The following is a 22414-nucleotide window of genomic DNA, read 5'->3' on the forward strand; positions in this document are numbered from 1 at the left end:
TGAGGGGGATAGCTTAATGAAAATTAATGGTATCCCTGTTGCGTTAGAAGGTCATAAAGTCGCTTGTGGATGTTCAGGTGGCTGTGTACTTGTTGCTGTGGGTTAAATGTAGATTTATTTTTAATGTGTCACTCTAGCCTCTCTTTTTAGGCCATTGCTGCCGTGATACTGAATTTTTGATACAATGAATAACCCTGCCGCAAGCTACAGGGTATCAGCGCCAAAAATGCAACTGCGGGATATATCGCCACAAGGGACTGTGAATACAACCCTCAGAGATTTAATTCTGGCTATAGTCGTTCCAATTTCGTGAATTTGGTAAGTATATTCTATTTGCCTATTATCACAGATTTCTGAATATGTAATATATTCTCCAATGCGGATTTGTTTATTAAAAATATTAACATTTATCGTTGAGATCTCAAGTATGCTTGAATCTGTATCTGTGCCCCAATATATGTAGCCTTTGTTTTCTTCATATTTCATATAAAAAGGCCATTTACCATTGTCGTTAGCCATATACCCAAAAATTTCCATTTTAGCTATGAAGTTATCTTGTTTTAAGAGTGCATCAAAAACAAGCATGTCATTGGTTTGAGCTGAGCTATCGATATAGACAGCTTTGATCCTAGAGAAACTCATATCATTTTCCTCATTAAATATAAAAAGTGGGGGATTTACACCTTATACAAGGTGGTGAATGATTGGTGCCTACGACATTATGTGGGTAATGGATGTTCAAATTGGCTTTTCCAATAAATCAAATACCGCAAATAATTCCCACCATCCTCTTGCAGCCCATGCACCAACGGTTTCATGCTTTTATGGGGTAAATCAGGCCACTCACCAATTCCTCTCGGTTGATGAATATTTTCCTCACTCAAGCTTTCCCATCCTGCTTCATTTGGTACCCATAAACCGTGCCATTCTTCCTGTGCTATACGGGGAAGCTTCCAGCAAGGTTGATAACTAATCCGTCCATGCTGCCGTAATATATCTAGTGGGGTTTCAGGGCGGAGTGTGGCAAGAAAACGGTAAGAGCTGGCGTTGTTGCGTTATGTATCTTGATAAATCTCGTTATTATGTAGTTCAACAAGGTACTCAAAGGGGGAGGCGGATTTCAATATATTAGCTGTTCCACCTTCAATTTCGATTTCTTCTACCCAAATGATGGTGATTGGCAGCACCCGTATTTGGACATAGTATTGAAGCATAGCTGTTAGTAAATAGCAGCTATGAAAATAATTTATTGGCATTAGCTTATATATTACTAGAGCATGGAACTATACTTAATTTTGAGGGCGGTTCGGTGCCAATAGCGGATGTTGTTTAAACATGGGCTAGTTATGTGCTACAAGGATACTTTTGTATCACTAAATCGATATGTTCTGACCTTCTGCTTTAATCAAACAGGACACTTTAATAATGGAATATAATCCAATTATGTGCAGATATTATTAGTTGGACGATTTACATTTTGTGTTAGTTGTTCCATGTTTGGCGTTAATGTATTCAATTTGGTCAAATCAGCTTATTGAATCTTACATCTAGGCAGTTTATTGCTTAAAACGGACGGTATATATCCTTATTCATTCAAGCACTCAGCCAGCCGGGTCACATACTGATGTATGTTCCCTGTCTATCTTCCCTTGCCGCCTTCCTGCATCTTGAATGACGTTGGGTATAAAGAGCAGGTAAACTCTGAATGCAGGCTTAATACAGTTTCATCCCGAGCTGTTAGCTGCAACTTGAAAGCTATAGGGTATATGGTATCGTACGCGTCAGAAATACCTTTAAGAGAGCCCTTCACGGTGGAAAAAAAGAAAACCTTCCTGCAGCAGAAAAGCGGCTTGCACCCGCGTAACCGTCATCGCTCACGCTATGATTTCCCGGCGCTGATCGCCAGTTGCCCTGCACTGGAGCCGTTCGTCAAGCCGAACGCTTGGGGCGACATCTCGGTAGATTTTGCCGATCCTGCGGCGGTTAAAATGCTCAACCGTGCGTTGCTGCAACATTTTTATGGCATCGAACACTGGGACATTCCCGCCGATTATCTGTGCCCGCCGATCCCCGGGCGTGCCGACTATTTACACCATCTGGCCGACCTGCTGGCGACCAGTAACGGCGGTGAGTTCCCTCGCGGTAAAGGCGTGGCGATCCTTGATGTGGGTGTTGGCGCCAACTGTATTTATCCGATTATTGGCCTGTGTGAATACGGCTGGCGTTTTACTGGTTCGGAGATTGATCCGGTATCGCTCAATACGGCCAAAATGATCGTGGAGATGAATCCGACACTGAGAAACGGCGTGCGCCTGCGTTTACAAAAACAACCCGAATTTATTTTGAACGGCATCATCGGCGTGGCGGAGAAATTTGATGCCACACTGTGTAATCCACCGTTTCACAGCTCTGAACAGGAAGCGCAAGCCAGCACCCGCCGCAAACTGCACAAGCTGGGTAAAGGCGAGGTAGCCGACAAGCCGGTACAGAACTTTGGCGGCAAAAATAAAGAGCTATGGTGTGAAGGCGGTGAAGAAGCCTTTGTGCGTAAAATGGTAGAGGAGAGCGTTAGCCTGGCGCAAAACTGCCTGTGGTTCACCTCGTTGATTTCTAAAAACACTACCTTGCCTTCGATTTATCACGCGTTGAAGCAGGTGGGTGCGGCCGAAGTCCGTACCATTGAAATGGCGCAGGGGCAAAAAATCAGTCGCTTCGTGGCCTGGACTTTCCACGACGCACAACAGCAGGTCGCCTGGGCGACAGAACGCTGGCGTTAATTCTCCCGGTGCCGGTTATTTAACTGGCACCAATAAAACTTCGCATCAACCTACCAACAGCAGGATAATGCTACCAACAGCAGGATAATGATGAAAAAAATAATTCTTGTCCCGTCTAATCTTGGCCTTAATCCTCTTTATAAAGGGCACACCCCAGGGACTTTCCGCGCGCCATCGGTTCTCATGCAGTATGGGCTCGATAAAATTTTCTCCCATTGTGAGTTCGTTACTGTTCCATGCCCAGAATACAGCCCTGAAGATGAGCCTGGGACAGATATTCTGAACGGTCACAAGCTCAGAAAGCTTAACCTGCAGCTGGCTGACGAAGTAGAGGCGGCCCATCGTCGTAATTTAAAGCCTGTTGTGATCGGAGGCGATTGCGCCATACTGCCCGGAGCCTTGCTCGGCAGTAGGCGTAATTTAGGGAAACTTGCACTTGTACATATTGACGGCCACAGCGATTTTCGTCATCCCGGAAACTGGACGCGGGAGCCTGGAGCCCAACCCGGCGCGGCAGCCGGAATGGATCTGGCGCTTGTCACCGGACGGGGAGAATCATTGCTGACTGTGTGGCCTGGAATAGAAGGACCTCTAGTTCAGGATAATGCGGTCATTCAACTGGGAGAGCGAGAGTCGCGCCTTGAAGATTATGAATGGCCGGATATAGCGGACACTGATATCCTGAGTATAACTGTTTTTGATGCGCTTGAACTATCGGATAACCAACTCATGGATACGATATATGGGCGGCTTAATCTCTTTCCTGAAATACCATACTGGATTCATCTCGATGTGGATGTACTGGATAGCGCTGAAATGTCGGCAGTTGATTGTCCCGGCACCCCCGGCTTTTCTTCCAAAAAACTTGTTAATCTCTGTCGTGAACTTTTTATGAATATGCGCTGCTGTGGGATCACTGTGACCATCTATGATCCTGATTTAGATCATGAAGGGGCCGCAGCAAAGCTCGTTTTGGGCATGCTCAGAAACATAACTCACGATATCTGATCCCCTTACAGTTATTACGGCAATGACTTCTGCTCCTCGCTCAAAGCAGACTAAAGTTATATTTTTTTGAAAAAGTTCCGAATTAGGTGCGCAATCTCTATTTGGTTGAGTGACAGAATCTTGTTTATTGGTATTCAGCTCGGTTAATTCAAATACTTAATTTCCTTAGAGCTTGGAGATATAAATATATTTAGCTTGTACGATGTGAGCTGTATTGCCATATAAATTAACGATAAAAAATGCACTATCGTCACTTTGAAGCGAGGTTACTATGAACAAGAGTGAATTAACTCAAGCAACAAAACCCACTCGTACTCAACTCATTCGTGCGGTGATAACCTCTACGGCGATTGAAACAGGGCAGGAATCTCGTCGTCTTGAAGAAGAGATGAAATCTAAGCGTGAGAAATTCGGGTACTTGAAACTGGCTATCTAGTTCGCTTTCGAGGCTTCATTAACCCAATATTTCATTGGTTCATAGTTAAGATTTAACCCTGTGTGGATTGCTGCAATATACTGCTCGGGGTGATGAGTTCAATTTTCGTAGTCTAACGGCTAGAAATCAGCTTGTACCGCTATCATATCAGCTAGTAAGCGTAGTAAACCAGATTGGAACCTTCTGACTCGAGTGCTTCGAGAGGTTGGGGATAAGAATGACATCTTTGTGTTTTATTCGTTATATTAGTCATCGCTAACCTTACTAATGGATAAATAAATGAAAATTGCGCTTATTGGTTCAGGAAAAATAATCATGTCAGCTCTTGATGCATTAATGCATGTACAAGGGATTGATGTTGTTGCGTTATGTGTGCGTGCATCGAGTATTGAAAAGGGCGAATCAATTTGCCAGCAGTTTGGAATTAATAAGCTCTATACCGATTACGACAAATTACTGCAAGATACACAAATAGATGTAGTGTATATCGGTTTGCCAAATCACTTGCATTATAGTTATACGCATAAAGCGTTAATGGCTGATAAACATGTTATTTGTGAAAAGCCTTTCACACCTGAATGGGAACAATTGCAAGAATTAGTTTTACTGTCTCATGAAAGAGGCTTGTATTTATTTGAAGCGATCACCGCTATTCATACTCCTGGATTTAATTTCATTAAGCAAAATATCAGTAAAATAGGGGATATAAAGATAATTCAGGGTAATTACTCGCAGTATTCAAGCCGGTATGATGATTATTTACTTGGTAACGTTCATGCGGCTTTTGACCCACAACAAGCGGGTGGAGCTTTGTATGATATTAATCTTTATAATATTTATGTGTTGCTTGCTCTTATGGGAGTGCCTGATGAAAGTCGTTATATTTGTAATAAAGGACATAACGGCATAGATACCTCGGGAATTTTAACATTACATTTTGATAAGACAATTGCAGTTTGTACAGGCGCAAAAGATTCAGGAAGTCCTGGTTATTTTATTATTCAGGGCACTAACGGTTATATTCGCATTGAGGGTGCTCCAAGTATTTGCCAATCAGTTGAAGCGAATATCGAAGGCAAAGTAACTTCGATGTCTCAAGATGCATCAACAAACCATATGATATTTGAGTTTGCATTCTTTCGTGATCAAATTGCATCTAAAGAATTTGCAATATGCCATGAACATCTTGATCTGGCGATAGCGGTATCAAAAGTACTCAATAAATCGAGAAACGATGTCGGTATATCTTTTGAATAATGATGTTAGTTTGAAATAATATAGTAATTTGAAAGACTTTGATGATTGCGACTTTTTAACCGTCGCAATCTATTTAAGGACTTTAGCTTATTAAGCCGCGTTACTTTTTTGAAGTGCTCTTGAGATAGAGTTTAGTAATTCAGGTATATCCATCTTTGGCAATATGACTTCGATAAAGGCAAGTTGATTGCAATTTTCGGCTTCTTTCAACACTTGTTGTAACTGTTCTGACTCAGTCACCTTTCTTATCAGTGCCGGATTTTCATTCGCTAAAGCTTGTAATAATAATGTCCAATTCCACAAGGTAATATCATTGTAACGTTGCTCAGGGCCATGAATTGCACGTTCAACGGTATACCCCTCATTATTTAATAAAAATATGATTGGTTTTAGTCCGTCACGTAGCATTGTTCCCAATTCTTGAACTGAAAATTGTGCCGCACCATCACCGACTAAAAGGATAACTCGGCGATCAGGCTCTGCTGTTTGAGCGCCAAATGTAGCGGCTAAGGAAAAACCAATTGAAGCCCACAAGGATTGAACGATAAATTTACAACCTTGCGGCAAAGTGAGTGTCGCGGCACCAAAACAAGACGTTCCTTGCTCGACAATCACAATATCATCTGGACGTAAGAAATCCTGAATTTGATGCCAGAAAAGGCGTTGAGTGAGCTTACTTCCATTAATATTTGCTTGTTTTGGGCGATTAATAGTGGGTAATTGCCACTGTTTTATTAGAGATAAGCTCAGCTGGTGGAGTGCTTTAATGGCTTCTTGCATTGGGATCTGAGTAAAGACCTGTTGCCCAATTCTTGCTTCATGGGGGTGGATATTGATGCATCCATTTTCGGGTAATTGATGGCTAAATCCCGCTGTAGCGGTATCAATGAACAGCACACCGACATTGATTATAACGTCGGTATCTTCTATCCATCGTTTCACTTGTGGTTCGCTAGCCGCACCGATGTATGTTCCGGTAAAACTGGCTCGAGTTTCATCGACTGCACCTTTACCAAATAGCAAAGTAGAATGGGGAATTGGAACTTCTTTCATCCACTGATCTAGTACTTCGTTAGCGTTAAAGCGTTCGACGAGAAAACCCGCAAGTAGTGAGACTTTATGTGCTGATTGTAATTTTTCACGCGCTGCATTGATAAAGTTTTCCAGTGATTTTTTTGATAAATTGATTTGAGGTAACTTCATTGGTGCAGGTTTGGAGATCAAAGGCATTTCGGCAACATCACAAGGAAGAACTAGGTGTACAGGGCGATGCTCCGTTAATGCAATCGTGAGGAGACGATCAATTTCTGTCGCGGCATTATCAAAAGTAAGACAAGCTTGGGCTACAGTGACCTCTTGTGCCATACGGGTAAAATGGCCGAAATCCCCATCTCCTAACGAATGATGTAATAAACAGCCTACCCGCTGAGCGCGTAGTGCAGGTGCGCCAACAATATGAATGATAGGGAGATATTCAGCATAGGAGCCGGCTATGCCATTTATAGCGCTTAATTCCCCGACACCAAAGGTGGTAAGTAGCGCTGCTGCTGGTTTGCAGCGTGCATAACCATCCGCAGCATAGGCTGCATTGAGTTCGTTAGCACAGCCAACCCAAGTTATTTTGGGGTGGTCAATAACATGATCGAGAAACTGTAGATTGTAATCTCCCGGTACGCCAAAGAAATGATGAATGCCAATTTCAGCCAAACGATCGAGAAGGTAATCTGCTACTGCATAATTTTTGCTCATGATCATAACCTGTCAATAAACGTGAATTGCTTAACATTGAACAAGAACGTGATTGATGTGATCTTTGCGGCGGCCAATATTTTTAAATACTCACAATTACTCGGATATTAAATTTAGAGAGATAGGCATGGCTAAAGATCCGAAAAGCATGGTGAGAATAAGAATGTGAGAAGAAATTTTGGCGCATCACAGAAAACGCTGGTCAAAAATCTTGTTGCGTAGGGCGTAAGACGATTTCATTGATATCGACATTGGGTGGTTGTTCAAGCGCATAAGCAATAGCGCGTGCAACTGAATCTGCAGGGATAGCTTGTTTATAAAATTCTTGTAAAAATGATGCGCTTTCGGGGTCTGAGCTGCCGAATTTTAATTCTGAGTCGACGACACCTGGGCAAATTGTTGTCGTTCTAATTTTTCCACCAACCTCATGGCGTAACCCTTCTGATATTGCCCGTACAGCATATTTTGTTCCGCTATAAACTGTACCGCCGGGACTGAAAACTTTGACGCCAGCTACCGAAGAAATATTAATAAAATGGCCTTCATTTTGCTTTTCAAATACCGGTAGTACTTCAGCGATACCGTATAGCAGTCCTTTTACATTGACATCAATCATTCGTTCCCACTCATCAACTTTTGCTTTGTGCATGGGAGCTATCGCCATCAATCCTGCATTGTTAATTAACACATCGATTCGACCAAACTGAGTGAGAGTTTGATTGACCATATTTTTCACATCAGTATGTTGAGTAACATCAGTTTGTACGACGAGGGCTTTGCCGCCAGCGGCGATACAGTCTTTCGCGAGTATATCAAGATGTTCTTTACGACGAGCCGCAAGTACTAGGGTTGCTCCGAGAGTGGCAAGATAGCGTGCTGTTGCAGCACCTAGCCCACTACTAGCGCCGGTAATAATGATGATTTTACCTGAAATCTGTCCCATTGTTTTTTCCTGTTAATTTAGCGAAATTGAATTATTTTTCAATTTAATCAACATGATAAATTTAGAGTGAATTTTTTCGCTTATTTTAAGTAAGAGGCTGGCGATGCCATTGATTGTCAACGCCAGAATTCACACTAGCCAGTTGATATATAGGCTGGTTAATATTTACTTAATCAATAACGGCTTCAACAATGGAGACGTAGCAGCCTGTATTAATGATGCGATTCAATTTCAATCCCGCACTCTTTAACAAAACTTTGAGCTCATCTTCACTGCGTGTTTGTCCGCCGTCAAAACTAGCTAATAGCAACAGATCGATTTCGTTACCGCCATGCCAAGTATTTCCTTTTGGTATAACGGGCTCCATGATGAGTAATTTGGAGTTTTCATGCATAGCGTTTCGGCAGCAGCGTAATATGGCTCTGGCTTGCTCTTCGGGCCAATCCATCGTGATGTATTTCAATAGATAAATATCTGCGGTAGGGCAAGACTCAAAGAAGCTACCGGGTTGTGTTTTCCAGCGCGAGTCATCACCTAATTCTTTAAGACGGTTTCGGGTTAATATCTCGGGTTGATCAAATAAAATACCCTGTAAAGTTGGGTTATTACGAAGTACATTTAATAGCAATCCTCCCATACCACCTGCAATATCGACTACTGTTGCATTTTTTGGGAAATCGTAGGCTTGGACTAAAAAATAATTTTCTACCGCAGACATGGAGGACATGCCAGTATGAAAGTCATATCCATCTCTTTGATTTTCTTTTTTCGACCAATATTCATAGAACGACATGCCGTATAAATTTTTAAAAGAAGATTCGCTACGTAGACTATCGACAAGATCCCCTAATGGGGACCAAAAGGTCTCATCGGTGAGCATTAATATTGCGGAGCGTAAAGATTGAGGTGCATCTGAACGAAGAAACTCAGCCTCTGGTGTTAATGCAAATTTGTTATCACTAGTTTCTTTAAAGATCCTTTTAGAGGCTAACATTCTCATGATACGAAATAATTTTTTACTATCCACATTCACTTCTTTTGCGAGGTAATCTACTGTTTTTTCTCCATCTTTAAGGTAATCGGCTATACCTAATACTGCTGCCGCGCGTAGCGAAGCTTGAAAAGTAAACCCCATCGCTTGCTCTAATACATAGACTGCCGCTGCATCATTTTTAGATATATCAATACTATTATTTACCATGATATTAGTTCCTCGTTGAATTATTTATGGAAAACACATTTAGTAGTAAAATAATTAGATTAATTTTTCGCTGTATTAATGGCCGTAATTTGGTTATCAATAATACGTAACTTATTGTTAAGTATATATTGTGTAGATGTACTCACTTATAGTTATATATTTTAAATATAAAATTATTTATGTGTGAATATGGTTAAATTTGAGGGTTTAATATCTCCATGAAATTAATGCATCAAAAATAATTGCAGTATTAATAAATGCTGATAAGTATAATATGATATAAAATTAAATAAGTATTATTATATTTCATATGAATTCAATTCTGGTGTTTTTTATTATAAAGTCAAGGTGGAGTTATCATGGAGTAAGTGTTTTTACTTGCTAACTATTTAAATAAAAAGGAAAAATGATATTAAATTATTTTTAATTATTTTTTAGTTAATAATTTTAAAATAAATAAAATCAATCGTAAATAATTGATTTTAATGTAATGATTGGGTTGGCTGATCGAGGTGGTTTAGGGGGGGGTGTCTACAATGATATTGTTTCCATAGAAATAATATTATTTAGTTATAAGTTTACAATGAAATTAGATTTAAACTTACTGGAATATAAAATATTAACACTGAATTTTTTGATCATTTTAAAATTAATTTATTGGGTGATGATAATCTTGGTTTATATTTACATGAATTATAATTTATTGAGGTTTTTATTAAGTGGGGTAAATTTAAAGATTAGAAAATAGAATTTAGAATTTAGAATAGTAGTGTTGATGGTTTAATTTGTATGGAATTGATATTTAGGAATGCTTCAATAAGTACGTTATTAGAGGAGGGAGCGTTGGCTAAATTAATTCTTATTGTGAGGTAATAGCTGTATAAGAATAGGCTGTTTTGTTATCAAAACGAATATGTAGAAGAATATTAGATTAAAAAACGATTTAATTTAGTATTCTTCTACAGCTTTCAAATTCAATGATATCAAAAATCTATATAGATAATGAGACCTCAGTATTATTTTTTTATTATTGGTAATAGCTATACAATAAATATTTAGTACTGAGATATATTGAGAATAACTGTTACTAATTTTGGCGCATTAAGGCATAGCGATTAAGAAGTTGCTTAAAGTGATTGTCAATACGTTGATATTCAGACTCTGCAACGGTCCCTTGTGCTTTTTGTGTTTCTAAACGTCGTAATTCCTCTTCTAATGGTAAACCTTGATTAAAATGTTGTCGTGCATTGAAAATGATTGTTTTTAATTCAGAGCCAGTAATGTAGCTGCGGGGTTTACCATCAAGGCTGTCTAATCGCACACTTAGTTTATTCAACTGCTCCATACCTTCTGACCATTGATTAAGCCGATTTTCAGCAAATGCATTAGTTTGTATATTTTGTTGCCATTTTTCAGTAAAAGTACTGACGTCAGCATGATCGCCATATTGTTGCTCTAGATAATTGACCATATTGTTTGCCAATGTTGATTAAGTAAAGCATGCAGTAATGATAGTCCTTCATTTAGCCCATCAATTCCCGCTTGGTGTTGGCGGATCAATATAAACCAAGCGGTTGTTTGAAGATCTGCACCGTTTTGATTAAATATCGAAAGTCATAATCCATGTGCTCTAGCCCAATCAATATCTGGGCGAGCGGGGTGAAAACGTTTATTCAGTTCTTCTTTTTTTAAGTATGAGTCGTTTTTGTGAAGAAAAAATAAGTTATTGTAAAATAAACGGCTCTGCGGCTGAGTTTGAATTAATTATGGGATTTTGTCAGCTATTACCATCGGGGCAAGCTTTTGTACGTGTGGCTGAAAATGGTATTAACTAAATATGGTGGCTATTAAAAATAAGCTCTCCCTAAGAGTCATTATCAAATTCTTTTAGGGAGAGAGAAAATAGTACTATTTTCATTTTTTGATGTATCAATTGGGTTGTGGTATTAAATATTTTTGGTGAAAAATTAAGCTATATACACATTGTTAAACACATTAACTTTAATCGTATTAATCGCTAATTCATCATCAATAAAATCATAAATAAGAACACCTTTTCCTGAACTTCTTTCCATTTTTTTGAGTTTATTGGCAATAATTGGATTGATAATTTCAGCATAAGCAATTGGATCTGCTAAGTTACCATTTGTCGCACTAATATGATTGAGTATTAACTTATTATCGTAATTTAGTAATGGGTTTAGTAATGTTTTAATATCTTTAAGTTTTTCATCTATATCAGGGCCGTTCCAATTATCTTGCAGCACAATATTTTCATTTTCATGCCAATTATATGCCCAGTTTTGGTTATTTAGTGAGGAAACTTTTAAAGAGGTAGGAGCACATTCGATCACGATAATTTTACCTCTTACTTCGCCAATAGTTGGCCAATCATAGCTAGGCATATTTTTATCAGGATTTAATTTTGGGGTATAAATATCGTCGAGATAGCCAGTAATAAATGTTTGGATGGCGAGTTTATATTGTTCAAAATCATCTTTTTTTTCATTCGCATTTTGTAGGCGAACAATAATAAATTCCGAGGGAAATTGAATTAAAAATTGACGTAATTGGTCAAAAATCGTCTTTGCTTCAATATCACTAATCCATTTTCGATGTGCTGCAACTAAGTTACGCGTTATTCGTAAATCAAAGAAACGAACGCCAATATTGAGTTGCTCATCAAGTGATAAATATTGTGTTTTGTAGTGAGGGTTGTCACACAACGCTGTCATTGCATCGTGACTACCAGGAATACTAAGCTCAGTGATTGAGGTGCTATTGCTAATATATTTTAGCCAACAAGATAATTTATTATTCACCATAAGATACGCTCTAAATCTAATTTTTATAATGAATTCCCCAAAAGTAATACTTTTAGGGAATTGATGATGTATCAAGTTGATTATATTTCTTTTTTCATTTTAATTAACTTCCAAGATAATAGTGCGGCAATCATAGTTAGTATTGATAATCCTATGAATACACTACCAATAATATCAGTTGGTGTTAATACTTCTCGAATAATTTTACCTTGTTCATTTAGTTGTGGGCTATAAATGATTTTACCTAGAATTAGCGGTGCTAAAAGCGCGGGAAGGTAGCCAATAGTGATAGCGAGTGACATTGCCGCAGAGGCATTTTTTTTGTCGATATTTGACTCGCCAATAGGTGCGTAATAAACACCGCGGATCATAAAGCAACATGCAGATGCACATAGCATGAGGATCATAATGGTATTACGAACTGTTGGTGTGACGACATCTTCAGGAACTTGTCCTGGCAGGAAGTCAGAAACAGCAGTTGGGTTCATATAGAACAGAATACTTATTGTTAATAATAAGATGGCGAGCAAAAAGGACATAAAACGCATGAAATGAGCAGTTGATTTAAATGCTAATGTCACGAGTAGTGTTGATAGCAATGGAAGCATGCGTAATGCGATAACTACAGAGGCGAACATGGCGGCAACGGTTGCTGAAGTACCGTAACCGGCTTGAAGGAATCGAGCAAAGTAGGTGCCAGCCGCCACGAATGTGCCATAGATACAAAAAACGTTTAAGCCAGTGATCCAGACAACGGGAAGTTTAATCACTTTAAAAATACCAGATACCGCTTCTTTTACAGAAGCCGCGCTTTCTGAGTCATCACCTACTTTGGCATCTTTAGAAACAGCAAGAAAAATTAAGATTGCTGTAGCCAATACAATAATGGAAGCTGTTACCATCATCGTTCGGCTATCCGCTTCGTAATAAACCATCGCGGCCCATACTAAACTCAATAAAAATGCAAGTAAGCCTCGACCAAACTCAAACATACCAAATGCAACACCTTGGTGTTCTTTAGTTGTCGAAAGACTGACGGCTTTAAAGTTTGCAGGTTTAAATAATACTTCACTTAACAGTAACATGAAGAAGAAGCACAGCAATAAGGTACCCATACTTAGACCTGGCGAGTTTAGTGCAATAAATAAAGAAATAAATCCGACGCCTAAGGTAGTAAAAAACATAATGTTACGTACTTTAAAACGGTCTCCAATCCACCCTAATCCGACAGTACCAAGTAGAATCACTAGGCCTTGCATTGAATATAATTGTCCCGCTTGTGCATCGGAGATCCCCATTGCAACAGGAAACCCGAGGGGAAGTGAATTTCTGAGATCCCAAAATGCATATAATAATTGCGCATTGGCAGTAATAAATAAGAGTTGAATTACAGTATGGGTTGAGAACCCAAATTTACGCATTAAATTAGTCATATTCTATCTTCCGTTATAATTATATAGATAATACGTGGTTATAAGTCAGAGCTTTTTGGTGATTAAAATTAAAGTATTTTAAAAATTATTTATGGTTAGGTTATTCAATTATGCTGTTAGTTTTTAAATGTCATAAGCTCATCTTGAAAGCAAAAAGAGTTACTATTAATTTATTTTAGAGGTCAAAATTTTTCACTCTCATCATGAACTATACATTCTAAAAATACACATTGTAAAAAATATATTCCGTGAGCGTTTTCACATATTGTTAACATTGAAGGTTACAAGGAAAAATTACAACGTGAATTTTTAATAATTCATTATATATCATTGCATTATGATTTTTTTATCGATTTTATTGTTGGGTTTTCTATCGTAGTAATACTACTTACACGGGTTTTATTGATGGTGTATATCAATTAGATATAGAAAATAAATTCTTATTAATAAGAGTGAGCTCTAGCTCTCAAAATTAGAAATGAGTGCTAAGAAAACTTAGTTTGTGATGCTTAAAAGAGGAGTTAATCTACCGCCTAATAGCGGTAGATTAGGTTGGGGTTATTTCATAAGAAAAGAGGCTAATGTATCGTAAATCTCGCTGCTTGAAGTAAGTACATAGTTTCCATTTAGCAGAAAATTAGGATCACTTTTAAAATTGTTGGTGACACCACCTGCTTCTTGGATCAGTAGTAGCCCGGCAAGGCAATCCCACGAATTTAAATGTGGCTCGTAATAACCGATTAATTTTCCCGCAGCCACGTAGGCTAGCATTAAGGCGGCAGAGCCATTGCGAACAAACATTCCACCCGCATGTAATAAATTATCTAAAAATGGGATAATTTTATCTGGAGAAAGTCGGGTTGAAATGCCAACACCGAGCAATCCTTCATTGAGTGAATTCACTTGATTCACAAAAATTTTGTCTTCATTGAGATAAGCACCATGGCCTCGAAGGGCATGAAACAATTCATCATGAATGGGATCGTAGATAACGGCAATTTGAGTATTTTGTTGCTCATCTATCAATGCGATAGATATGCACCAAGAAGGTAGCCCAAAAATAAATGCGCTTGTACCATCTATTGGGTCAATAACCCATGTTGATTTAGACTGACCTACGGTGAGTCCTGATTCTTCACCAAAAATTGTATCTTGAGGGTAATAGTGATTAATTTGTTTACGAATAAACTCTTCTGTTGTTTTATCTGCAATAGTAACAAGGTCTTGTCCATCTCCTTTTTTCTTTTCGATGTTAAGCTTTTTTCTATTATGATAGAAATCAACAGCTAACTTTCCTGCTTCTTTCGCAATAGCTTTACTTAAACGGTATCGTTCTGCCAATTGATCCATGTTTAAAACCTCAATTTATGAAATTAATATTTCAAAAAATACACTAATTGATTAGTTTATTCTGTGATCAGTTCTATGGCATAGTGTTTTAATGTTAATTTTTTATTACGTAATTGGGGTGCCGTTTTAAATTTTTTTGGAACGTTTGGTTTTATTTATCAATTATTCCACCGCATACAAACTGCTAAATTATTTATCCAAAAAATGAACAATTAAGCTATTAAAATATTAATCCTCTTTGAATTGACCTGGTGTCTTTCCAAAGCGTTGCCGAAATACTTCAATATAAGCGCTGACGTTACTATAACCGCTGAGTGATGCAACTTCACTGATTGGTAATCCTGCAAGTACCCACTGAAGAGATGCGACTACTTTGGCTTGTTGTCGCCACTGACTAAAACTAAGGCCTGTTTGTTGGCTAAACAAGCGACTAAGATTACGGACGCTAATTCCCCATTGGTTGGCTAATTGGCTTTGATCGAGTATACATGCGGGATTTCTCAGTAATTCATTGGCTACATTGCGTGCTCGGCGATCTAAGGGAAGCGTTAATTGAAGTGGTAATTCAGCACATTGAGAAATTTCATAACCTAACAGTTTTAAAAGACTGTTTTGGTAATCTTTTGAAGATACATGATTATTTCGCAACACTCGCTCTAACATAGCTAAAATAAAGGAATTTCCGCCATAAATACCGGCTTGAGAAGGATATTGAATACAGTCGGATGGCTTAAGGTAAAGGCTATTACCTTTGACTTTCCGAGGAACCCATGCCCTGTGATCCAAGCCAGCAGGAAACCAACCTATCGATCCTGGTGTCACTGTCCATTGTGCACATTCGGTTTCAATGACAAAAATGCCCTGACTGAGCCAATATAGTTGGCCTAGCTCATGTTTATGCCAAGGGGTTGAATGCTGACTTTCATACTCAAATGCTTTTGTTTGCATCATAATGGCTGATTGGCCGTATATATTGTCTTGATACGGATAATATACCATCTAGGCTTTCATTTATAATTTATGTTTTAAGAACGGAGAAATAAATGAAAAGTTTAAATCAGATAGTTATTGATGCATTAAACATTATTGTCAGTAGTCCTGAGCATGACGAAAATAAAATCTCTCAATATTTTTCGCCTGATTACCAACAAGTAGTTGATGGTAACTCATTGAACTATGATGATTTTTTAATGCATATGGCTGTACTTAAATCACAAACAAAGCGTATGAATGTGGAAATTAAGTCAATTGTTGCTGAAAATAATACTGTTTTTACGCATCACTATGTATCAGTTGAGAAATGTGGAAGCGAACAGAGTGAGTTTGAAGTATTTGCTTGTTTCACTTTATCATTAGGGCGAATTATTCGCTGTGAGGAATTAACTCGGATGATTAGTGGAGAGGTTGGAGATAGAGATTTTGGGAGTAGACGATAATTTATTCCAATCTATGATTATTTAAAAGTTCCCTAATGCTTATCCGCTTATTCACTCAATTATTGGGCGATTTGTTCAACGTTGAGCTAGCTAAAACGACGCCTCTTTAATTATCTTAAAGAGGCGCTATATTTTTTATTGTGATGCTTTTTTTAGTTTATCAACTTGATCTGCGGTGACAGGAGTCGCTTGTCCTCCCCATTGAGCACGTGCCCATGTGATTAAATCTGCTATTTCTTGTGAGTTTAAATCATCGGCAAAACTTGGCATAGCATACATACGTTGGCCATTTGGAAACGTTGTTGTCGGGATACCCGTTAACACTACGTTAATAAAGGTTTCAGGGTTATCCATTGCTAATATTGCATTGCCTTTTAGCGCAGGGATGCCGTTAGGTACACCTTCACCTGTAATGCCATGACAACCTGCACAAGTTGACATATACATCATCCGACCCGTTTCCATAGTATTTTCAATTGTGCTAGTCAGTTCGATTGTACTCGTTGATTGTTGAGTTTGCGCTTCTGGCAGCGGCTGCGGTGCAGGTTTTGCACCAAGTAATTGGCCATCTTCTCCAGTTAACAAATAGATAGCCACAGCATTGACATCTTCAGTGGCCATTTGGCTGGTGGAAAAGTGGGTTACTGTATTCATGTCCGCAAATGAAGAGCCTTGCGGCGAAATGCCTGTTTGTAAAAACTGACTGAGCGAGGCGGTATCATAGCCATGGTTTGAAAGTGCTTGTGCGGTAATATTTGGAATAGCTAAGCCCGCTTCTTCTCCCCCTTGTAGTGAGCGTGAAAAATCTACACCCATCATAAAGTTACGTGGGGAATGGCATGCACCACAATGGGCAAGGCCTTCAACAATATAAGCACCACGGTTCCACTGTGCAGAACGTTGTGGGTTATCCGGCGCTTTATGGTCAGGGAAATTAAGTAAGGTCCAAAAATTCATAAATGGGCGAACAGGAAGCACAAAAACACCGGTGTTTTCTTTATTCGCAATAGGCATGGCAGGTAAGGTCATGACGTAGGCGTACAGAGCATCTAAGTCTTCTGATGTTGTCATTTGAGTGAAAACAAAAGGCATTGCAGGGTAGAGGTTGCCTCTCTCTTTACCTATCCCATCCTTAAGCGCGCGATGAAAATCTGCACGAGTATAATTACCGATCCCAAATTGTTTATCGGGTGTAATATTAGTTGAGTAAATAACGCCGAATGGGGTACCAATGGCGCGCCCCCCTGCTGCTAGTGGTCCCTCGGGTAAGGAATGGCAACCAAAACAGTCCCCTGCAATAGCAAGCTCTTTACCGCGAGGGATCAGTTTTGCAATTTCTTCTGACGTTAACGGTTTATCTAAGTTCGGTCCAATGCTAGACGTACGAAAAACACCAAACAAAACCGAGAACATAAATAAAATGCCGAGTATTATGACGGCGTAAATGATTTTACGTGTTAAACGATTTCTCACCATTTTCTGTTCCCCTTAGTCAATCACGCAGCCGGGCGTAGCGAGTGCGACTTTTCGTACCGCTTCATAGTAGCGAACGTAACCAGTACAACGACAAATATGCTCATTTAGGGCTTCTTCTATCGCATGTTCTAGATTTTCGCGTTTTACAGGGGTGTGTTTGAGTTGGTTAAGAAAGACCGTTGCACCAGTAACAAAACCGGGGGCACAGTAACCACATTGGAAAGAAAAATTCTCAATGAAAGCCTGCTGAATAGGTGTAAGTTCTGCCACTTTCCCCTGATCATCAAGTTTGGCTTGCCCTTCGATAGTGACAATATTTTTATTATTGAAATAGTGAGCACCAAAAATGCAGGTACGACTTTCAACAGTGGTGCCGTCCGCTTGTACTTCCATCACTGTGCAGGCGTGACAAATACCTTGCCCACAACCAAAGTGAGTTCCCGTCAAGTCAAGATATTCATGTAAAAATTCAATCATCGGCATGCCAACAGGAACATCAATAGGGCCGATTTTTTTGCCATTGATTGTTAAGCTTAATGGCATTTTTTCAATAATAGGAACGGCATTTTTAATCTTCATGATAGTGCCTTTTGGATTTTTTCTACTGTAATTGGGAATTCATAAAAACGCTTACCGGTTGCATGGGTTAATGCATTACTGGTGGCGGGCAATATTGGGATCATCCCAAGTTCAGCCATACCTTTTGGTGGTGAGGTTTCTGAAAGTGGTGGTAAGTAATCAATGGTTTGCTGCCAGACAGCGACATCTTTTGCGCGTGGAACAACATAACGATTAAAATTCCATGTGCCATCACCGGGGCCGTTTTCATATAACGGTAGCTCTTCAAGTAGCGCGTGGCCAATACCCATCGCAGTTCCCCCTTGAATTTGTCCAGAAACTAATTCAGGCACAATCATAGTACCGGGGTCCATAATCATATGATGTCGCATAACGTCGACTTCACCGGTAAGTGTATTCACGTTGAGCTCGACCAAACAAGACGCAGGGGTCACAGTTGTTGGGTCTGCTTTAGCGCGCTGTGTTGGCGGGTAATAAGCAATTTCACGCTTAATGAAATGATATCCACCCGTTGTCATGAGTTTTTTCAACTCTTGAGGCGCGCCATCACCATATCGAACAGATAACGCATCCAGCGGAAGATTACGTAAACCGAGTGTTGGAATGTCAAAGTCTGCTCGTGCCCATTGCCAGCTTGAATAGCCATGCACGGCAACACCCGTGATGAGACCTAATTGATGCGCTCTTTTGGCTAATATATTGAAGGGAATTGGCTTCATACCACCACCTCCGATACCATCAGGTCCTACGCGGATATCCGAAAACTCAACATTTAAACCATTAAATGACCCGCCACCTAAGCCTTCACTCCAGATACTTTTTGCGGCTGGCCATAGCGAGTTTTCAAGTAAAAAGCGACCAGCTTGGCGCGTACCGAAACCGATATAATAAACGCCACTTGATGAGCTCATGTCAGGGATGAGTGCTGGTGTCCAATAAGGATCATTTTTTGCTAATTCATCTTGTTTTTTCTGATTGGCCCAACTGGTTTTTAATGGCAGTTGGTCAAATTCAGTAACCCCAAATTCAACAACATCTGGCGCCTTACTCAGTGCTTGCCAAACCATTACTTGCTGCGCAGTTGTGCCACCGGTACCGATTTCTTGCATACAGTGGCGCATAGTGAGTTGCCCTTGCGCATCGAATTCAAGGGAAAGGATGGTTGGTACACCACTGGAACCGTAAACTTGTTGGACTTGAGCAAAACCAACACCATAGAGTTTGCCAGGATTTGCAGCATCATATTCAGCTTTCTTTTTATCTCGATTAAGCCAAAGAGGATGTTTTTCTACTAAATTTAGCATTTCTACATTGCGAGGGTCACCTGCAATAACACCGCCTTGTGTATTCGGGTAACCTTCTAAAATTGCATTTCGACGGCGTAGCTCAATAGGGTCGATATTGAGGTTATGCGCGATTTCATCCACCATCAATTCTGTAATTGCCATTGATTGCAATGAACCAAATCCGCGCATCGAGCCTGCTTCTACGGCGGGTGTCGCCATGGCTAATGCGGTTAAATCAGATTTAGGGAAGTAATATATGGATTGTGCGCCACGTACTGCAACGTGAGAAACTGCAACGGAAAGGTTTTCACGACCACCACCATTACAATTGTAAGTTCCTCTTAATATATCAAACTTACCGGTCTTTCGATCGCCGATGATGGTTACATCCATTTCAATTGAGTGACGTTTCATACCCATTTGAAATTGTTCATAACGATCGTTTGCCATACGAACGGGCAGACCATCAGCGTAGAAACTTGCCACCATTGCATAGAATGGAAACACCGAATAGTCTTTAGAGCCATAACCGACGGTTGAACCGGTTAATAAGATAATATTTTCAACTGGAAAGTGCTTATTGCGTTTTGAAAGTTCGGCCGCTGCATTAACAACGCCAGCAGGTGACTGCGTTGCTGTCAAAATATGCAATGTTTTGGTTTTGGCATCATACCAAGTATTACTGTTATCAGGTTCCATCGCACAGGGGTCGATAGATTGTGAAAAACCATGACGCTCTAATACAAATTTATCTGGATTTTGGCGTGCCGCTTCAATTTCTTGATTAATTTGTCGTGCGTAATCCATTCCCTTCTCTTGGGCATCTGGCTTATCTTCGGCTTGGTGTAGTGCTTGAATAAAGCCACCGCCACGGTCTTTGCGGATGACGGGGGGAACGGTAATGGCATGTTTAGGGTCATAAGGTGGCCAAACGGGGGTGTTGCCATCGAATCCGCCTTTGATACCAGAGTCTTGATAGGGTGAAAATATAGAAGGCGAGAGTGGTGTTTCTCCTCCGATACGCACATAACGTGCCGCGCCATAATTGGCGAGTGGCTTGATGCCCGTGACCGCGCCGTATTTCACCACATCGGTATTAAAACGTAACATGCGTTGAGCTGCACTATAACGATCAAAGTCATGATAAATAAGGATGGCGACAGGATGGCCAATGATCGGTGATGTATCACCTTTGGGGACTAAAATATTATAGCCATAAAAGCCTTTTCCCATACTGGTATCTTGGGGAATATTTAGTCCATCGCGAATGAGATCTTCTTGTAGAACAATACGATCGGGCTGTAAGTTTGGCCCTAACATTGAAATATCAATTCCTTCAAAGCTTCTATCCGCTTGTGTGGCTTTTAACATAAAAGCGTAGCTTTGTTTTTGAGGCCAGCCTGGAATATCTTTTGCTCGGTAATCTCGAGCAAAGTTTTTTTGTCCTGTAACTTTTTCGATACCATCCCAGCGGAAACGTGCTTTACCATCTTGACCTATCCATCCCGTCGATGGTGCATCTGAATCTACTTCCAAGGCGATTGCGAAGGGGAGTCGGCCAACCATGACCGCAATACCTGCGATTGTGCCTAGTTTGATGAGATTTCGTCTAGAAATTTGTCCCGACATTTTGTACTCCTAGAATTTATTATTTTTGGACTTATATTTGTAATAGATAGCGATAGAAAATGAAGCTTTTATGGTTTTAATTGAAAGTATATTTCAACTAAATTGAATGCTCTTATTCGAATTGCTCAGATGACCGTGTTTATCTATTTTTATAGATGAAAATATACCACAGATAATATGTGTATATTGTTAATGATAAAGTCATTTATGCAAGATAGTGAATAATTTTAAATAAACCTTCTTTAATTGAATAAAGGTAATCGAAAAAACTAATTGAGTTGAAATATTATTATGCTAATAAGTGAAAGAATAGACGGAATGATTGTTATTTATCATGTATAAATAAATTTATGGGTGAATTTAACTGACATTTAGTCGAAAAATGATGATTAAAATAATGGCTAAAAATAAATTTGATAGGAAATATGACTGAATGACTGATGAGCTAACACGTTGGATAACAGATTATGGTTATTGGGCCGTCTTCTTCGGCACAATGATTGAGGGTGAGACGGCGGCATTTTTATCTGGGATAGCGGCGCATAATCAATTGTTATCGTATTCATGGACGATGCTTTTTGCCGCGCTCGGCGGTATTGTGAGCGACAATGTGCTTTTTCTCGTTGGCCGATTTTCAGGAAGTCGTATTTTACCCCGCTTTAAGCGTCATCAAAATAAAATTGCCCGAGTGCAGCAACTTATTCGCCAACGGGAAAATGTGATTATTATCGGTATTCGTTTTGCTTATGGTATGAGAACTGTCGGCCCAATTATTATTGGCGCAAGCAAAGTGAATCCGTTGAAATTTTTAGTGCTAAATATTTTTGGTGGTGCGATATGGGGCTGCGGTATTGTCTCAATTGGCTATTTTGTTAGCTCTATAGTGCTCAGACTGCCTATTCATTCATATTTTCTATGGGCGATGATAGCGATTATTTTTATTTTGTTATTGCTCTTTTGGTTTAAGAAAAAATATCGTTCATCAAAAAAATAAGGCTTATGAGTAAACCAATAAGCCTTATTCGCTTT

General features: G+C 39.5%; 21 protein-coding genes. 7 read left to right on the plus strand and 14 right to left on the minus strand.

Features of this window, described 5'->3' with window-relative positions:
• The coding region (locus tag DD649_RS17255) for a PAAR domain-containing protein (RefSeq protein WP_294110001.1) at positions 1-106 on the plus strand (106 nt) is incomplete at its 5' end.
• 98 nt (positions 107-204) lie between these two features.
• Here DD649_RS17255 and DD649_RS17260 read toward each other — a convergent pair.
• Positions 205-642 carry a hypothetical protein gene (locus DD649_RS17260; protein WP_294109855.1) on the minus strand — a complete coding sequence of 146 codons (438 nt, stop codon included), beginning with the start codon at positions 640-642 and terminating at the stop codon, positions 205-207.
• A 77-nt stretch (positions 643-719) separates the two neighbouring features.
• Complete coding sequence (locus DD649_RS17265; RefSeq protein ID WP_294109856.1) at positions 720-884, minus strand: hypothetical protein; 165 nt, start codon at positions 882-884, stop codon at positions 720-722.
• Between the two features lie 927 nt (positions 885-1811).
• Here DD649_RS17265 and rlmF point away from each other — a divergent pair.
• From rlmF to DD649_RS17285, 4 genes are all read left to right on the plus strand, one after another.
• Positions 1812-2777 (plus strand): 23S rRNA (adenine(1618)-N(6))-methyltransferase RlmF, encoded by a 966-nt coding sequence (gene rlmF / locus DD649_RS17270; protein ID WP_294109857.1) that lies wholly within the window; start codon positions 1812-1814, stop codon positions 2775-2777.
• A 90-nt stretch (positions 2778-2867) separates the two neighbouring features.
• Complete coding sequence (locus DD649_RS17275; RefSeq protein ID WP_336430999.1) at positions 2868-3785, plus strand: arginase family protein; 918 nt, start codon at positions 2868-2870, stop codon at positions 3783-3785.
• 271 nt (positions 3786-4056) lie between these two features.
• Entirely contained in the window at positions 4057-4221 is a 165-nt protein-coding gene (locus DD649_RS17280) for a hypothetical protein (protein WP_294109861.1), read from the plus strand.
• 279 nt (positions 4222-4500) lie between these two features.
• Entirely contained in the window at positions 4501-5478 is a 978-nt protein-coding gene (locus DD649_RS17285; protein ID WP_294109863.1) for a Gfo/Idh/MocA family oxidoreductase, read from the plus strand.
• A 90-nt stretch (positions 5479-5568) separates the two neighbouring features.
• On the opposite strand, the gene DD649_RS17290 is transcribed toward DD649_RS17285, so the two are convergent.
• The 9 genes from DD649_RS17290 to DD649_RS17330 all read right to left on the minus strand — a co-directional run bounded on the left by DD649_RS17290 (position 5569) and on the right by DD649_RS17330 (position 15978).
• The gene (locus tag DD649_RS17290) at positions 5569-7227 is read right to left on the minus strand and encodes a thiamine pyrophosphate-binding protein (RefSeq protein ID WP_294109866.1); all 1659 of its coding nucleotides are present in this window, start codon (positions 7225-7227) and stop codon (positions 5569-5571) included.
• 202 nt (positions 7228-7429) lie between these two features.
• Positions 7430-8170: an SDR family oxidoreductase gene (locus DD649_RS17295; RefSeq protein ID WP_336431000.1), complete on the minus strand. Its 741-nt coding sequence runs from the start codon at positions 8168-8170 to the stop codon at positions 7430-7432.
• Positions 8171-8339: 169 nt separating this feature from the next.
• Positions 8340-9371, minus strand: coding sequence for a methyltransferase (locus DD649_RS17300; protein WP_294109868.1), 1032 nt, complete (start codon positions 9369-9371; stop codon positions 8340-8342).
• Between the two features lie 1087 nt (positions 9372-10458).
• Positions 10459-10842 (minus strand): VasL domain-containing protein, encoded by a 384-nt coding sequence (locus DD649_RS17305; protein WP_294109870.1) that lies wholly within the window; start codon positions 10840-10842, stop codon positions 10459-10461.
• Positions 10827-10931, minus strand: coding sequence for a hypothetical protein (locus tag DD649_RS17310; RefSeq protein ID WP_294109873.1), 105 nt, complete (start codon positions 10929-10931; stop codon positions 10827-10829). The genes DD649_RS17305 and DD649_RS17310 overlap by 16 nt, the downstream gene beginning before the upstream one ends.
• A 407-nt stretch (positions 10932-11338) precedes the next feature.
• Positions 11339-12196 carry a phosphatidylinositol-specific phospholipase C domain-containing protein gene (locus DD649_RS17315; protein WP_294109875.1) on the minus strand — a complete coding sequence of 286 codons (858 nt, stop codon included), beginning with the start codon at positions 12194-12196 and terminating at the stop codon, positions 11339-11341.
• 80 nt (positions 12197-12276) lie between these two features.
• Positions 12277-13629, minus strand: a complete 1353-nt coding sequence (locus DD649_RS17320) for an MFS transporter (RefSeq protein WP_294109877.1) — start codon at positions 13627-13629, stop codon at positions 12277-12279.
• A 558-nt stretch (positions 13630-14187) separates the two neighbouring features.
• Positions 14188-14979, minus strand: coding sequence for an inositol monophosphatase (locus DD649_RS17325; protein ID WP_294109879.1), 792 nt, complete (start codon positions 14977-14979; stop codon positions 14188-14190).
• A gap of 228 nt (positions 14980-15207) precedes the next feature.
• The gene (locus tag DD649_RS17330; protein ID WP_294109881.1) at positions 15208-15978 is read right to left on the minus strand and encodes an AraC family transcriptional regulator; all 771 of its coding nucleotides are present in this window, start codon (positions 15976-15978) and stop codon (positions 15208-15210) included.
• A gap of 44 nt (positions 15979-16022) precedes the next feature.
• Between DD649_RS17330 and DD649_RS17335 the strand changes: the two genes are divergently transcribed.
• Positions 16023-16415, plus strand: coding sequence for a nuclear transport factor 2 family protein (locus tag DD649_RS17335; protein WP_294109883.1), 393 nt, complete (start codon positions 16023-16025; stop codon positions 16413-16415).
• Positions 16416-16550: 135 nt separating this feature from the next.
• Here DD649_RS17335 and DD649_RS17340 read toward each other — a convergent pair whose 3' ends face one another.
• Genes DD649_RS17340 through DD649_RS17350 form a run of 3 tightly spaced genes read right to left on the minus strand, consistent with a single transcriptional unit; the run spans position 16551 to position 21385 of the window.
• A complete protein-coding gene (locus DD649_RS17340) occupies positions 16551-17891 on the minus strand; it encodes a cytochrome c (protein WP_294109885.1) in 1341 nt (446 codons plus the stop codon).
• Between the two features lie 12 nt (positions 17892-17903).
• Positions 17904-18470 (minus strand): (2Fe-2S)-binding protein, encoded by a 567-nt coding sequence (locus DD649_RS17345; protein ID WP_294109887.1) that lies wholly within the window; start codon positions 18468-18470, stop codon positions 17904-17906.
• Entirely contained in the window at positions 18467-21385 is a 2919-nt protein-coding gene (locus DD649_RS17350; RefSeq protein ID WP_336431001.1) for a molybdopterin cofactor-binding domain-containing protein, read from the minus strand. The genes DD649_RS17345 and DD649_RS17350 overlap by 4 nt, the downstream gene beginning before the upstream one ends.
• Positions 21386-21818: 433 nt before the next feature.
• Here DD649_RS17350 and DD649_RS17355 point away from each other — a divergent pair, with 433 nt between their 5' ends.
• A complete protein-coding gene (locus DD649_RS17355) occupies positions 21819-22379 on the plus strand; it encodes a DedA family protein (protein WP_294109890.1) in 561 nt (186 codons plus the stop codon).
• Positions 22380-22414 lie beyond the last annotated feature (35 nt).

It is taken from the genome of Providencia sp., assembly GCF_003533305.1.
In the GTDB taxonomy this organism is placed as follows: Bacteria; Pseudomonadota; Gammaproteobacteria; order Enterobacterales; family Enterobacteriaceae; genus Providencia.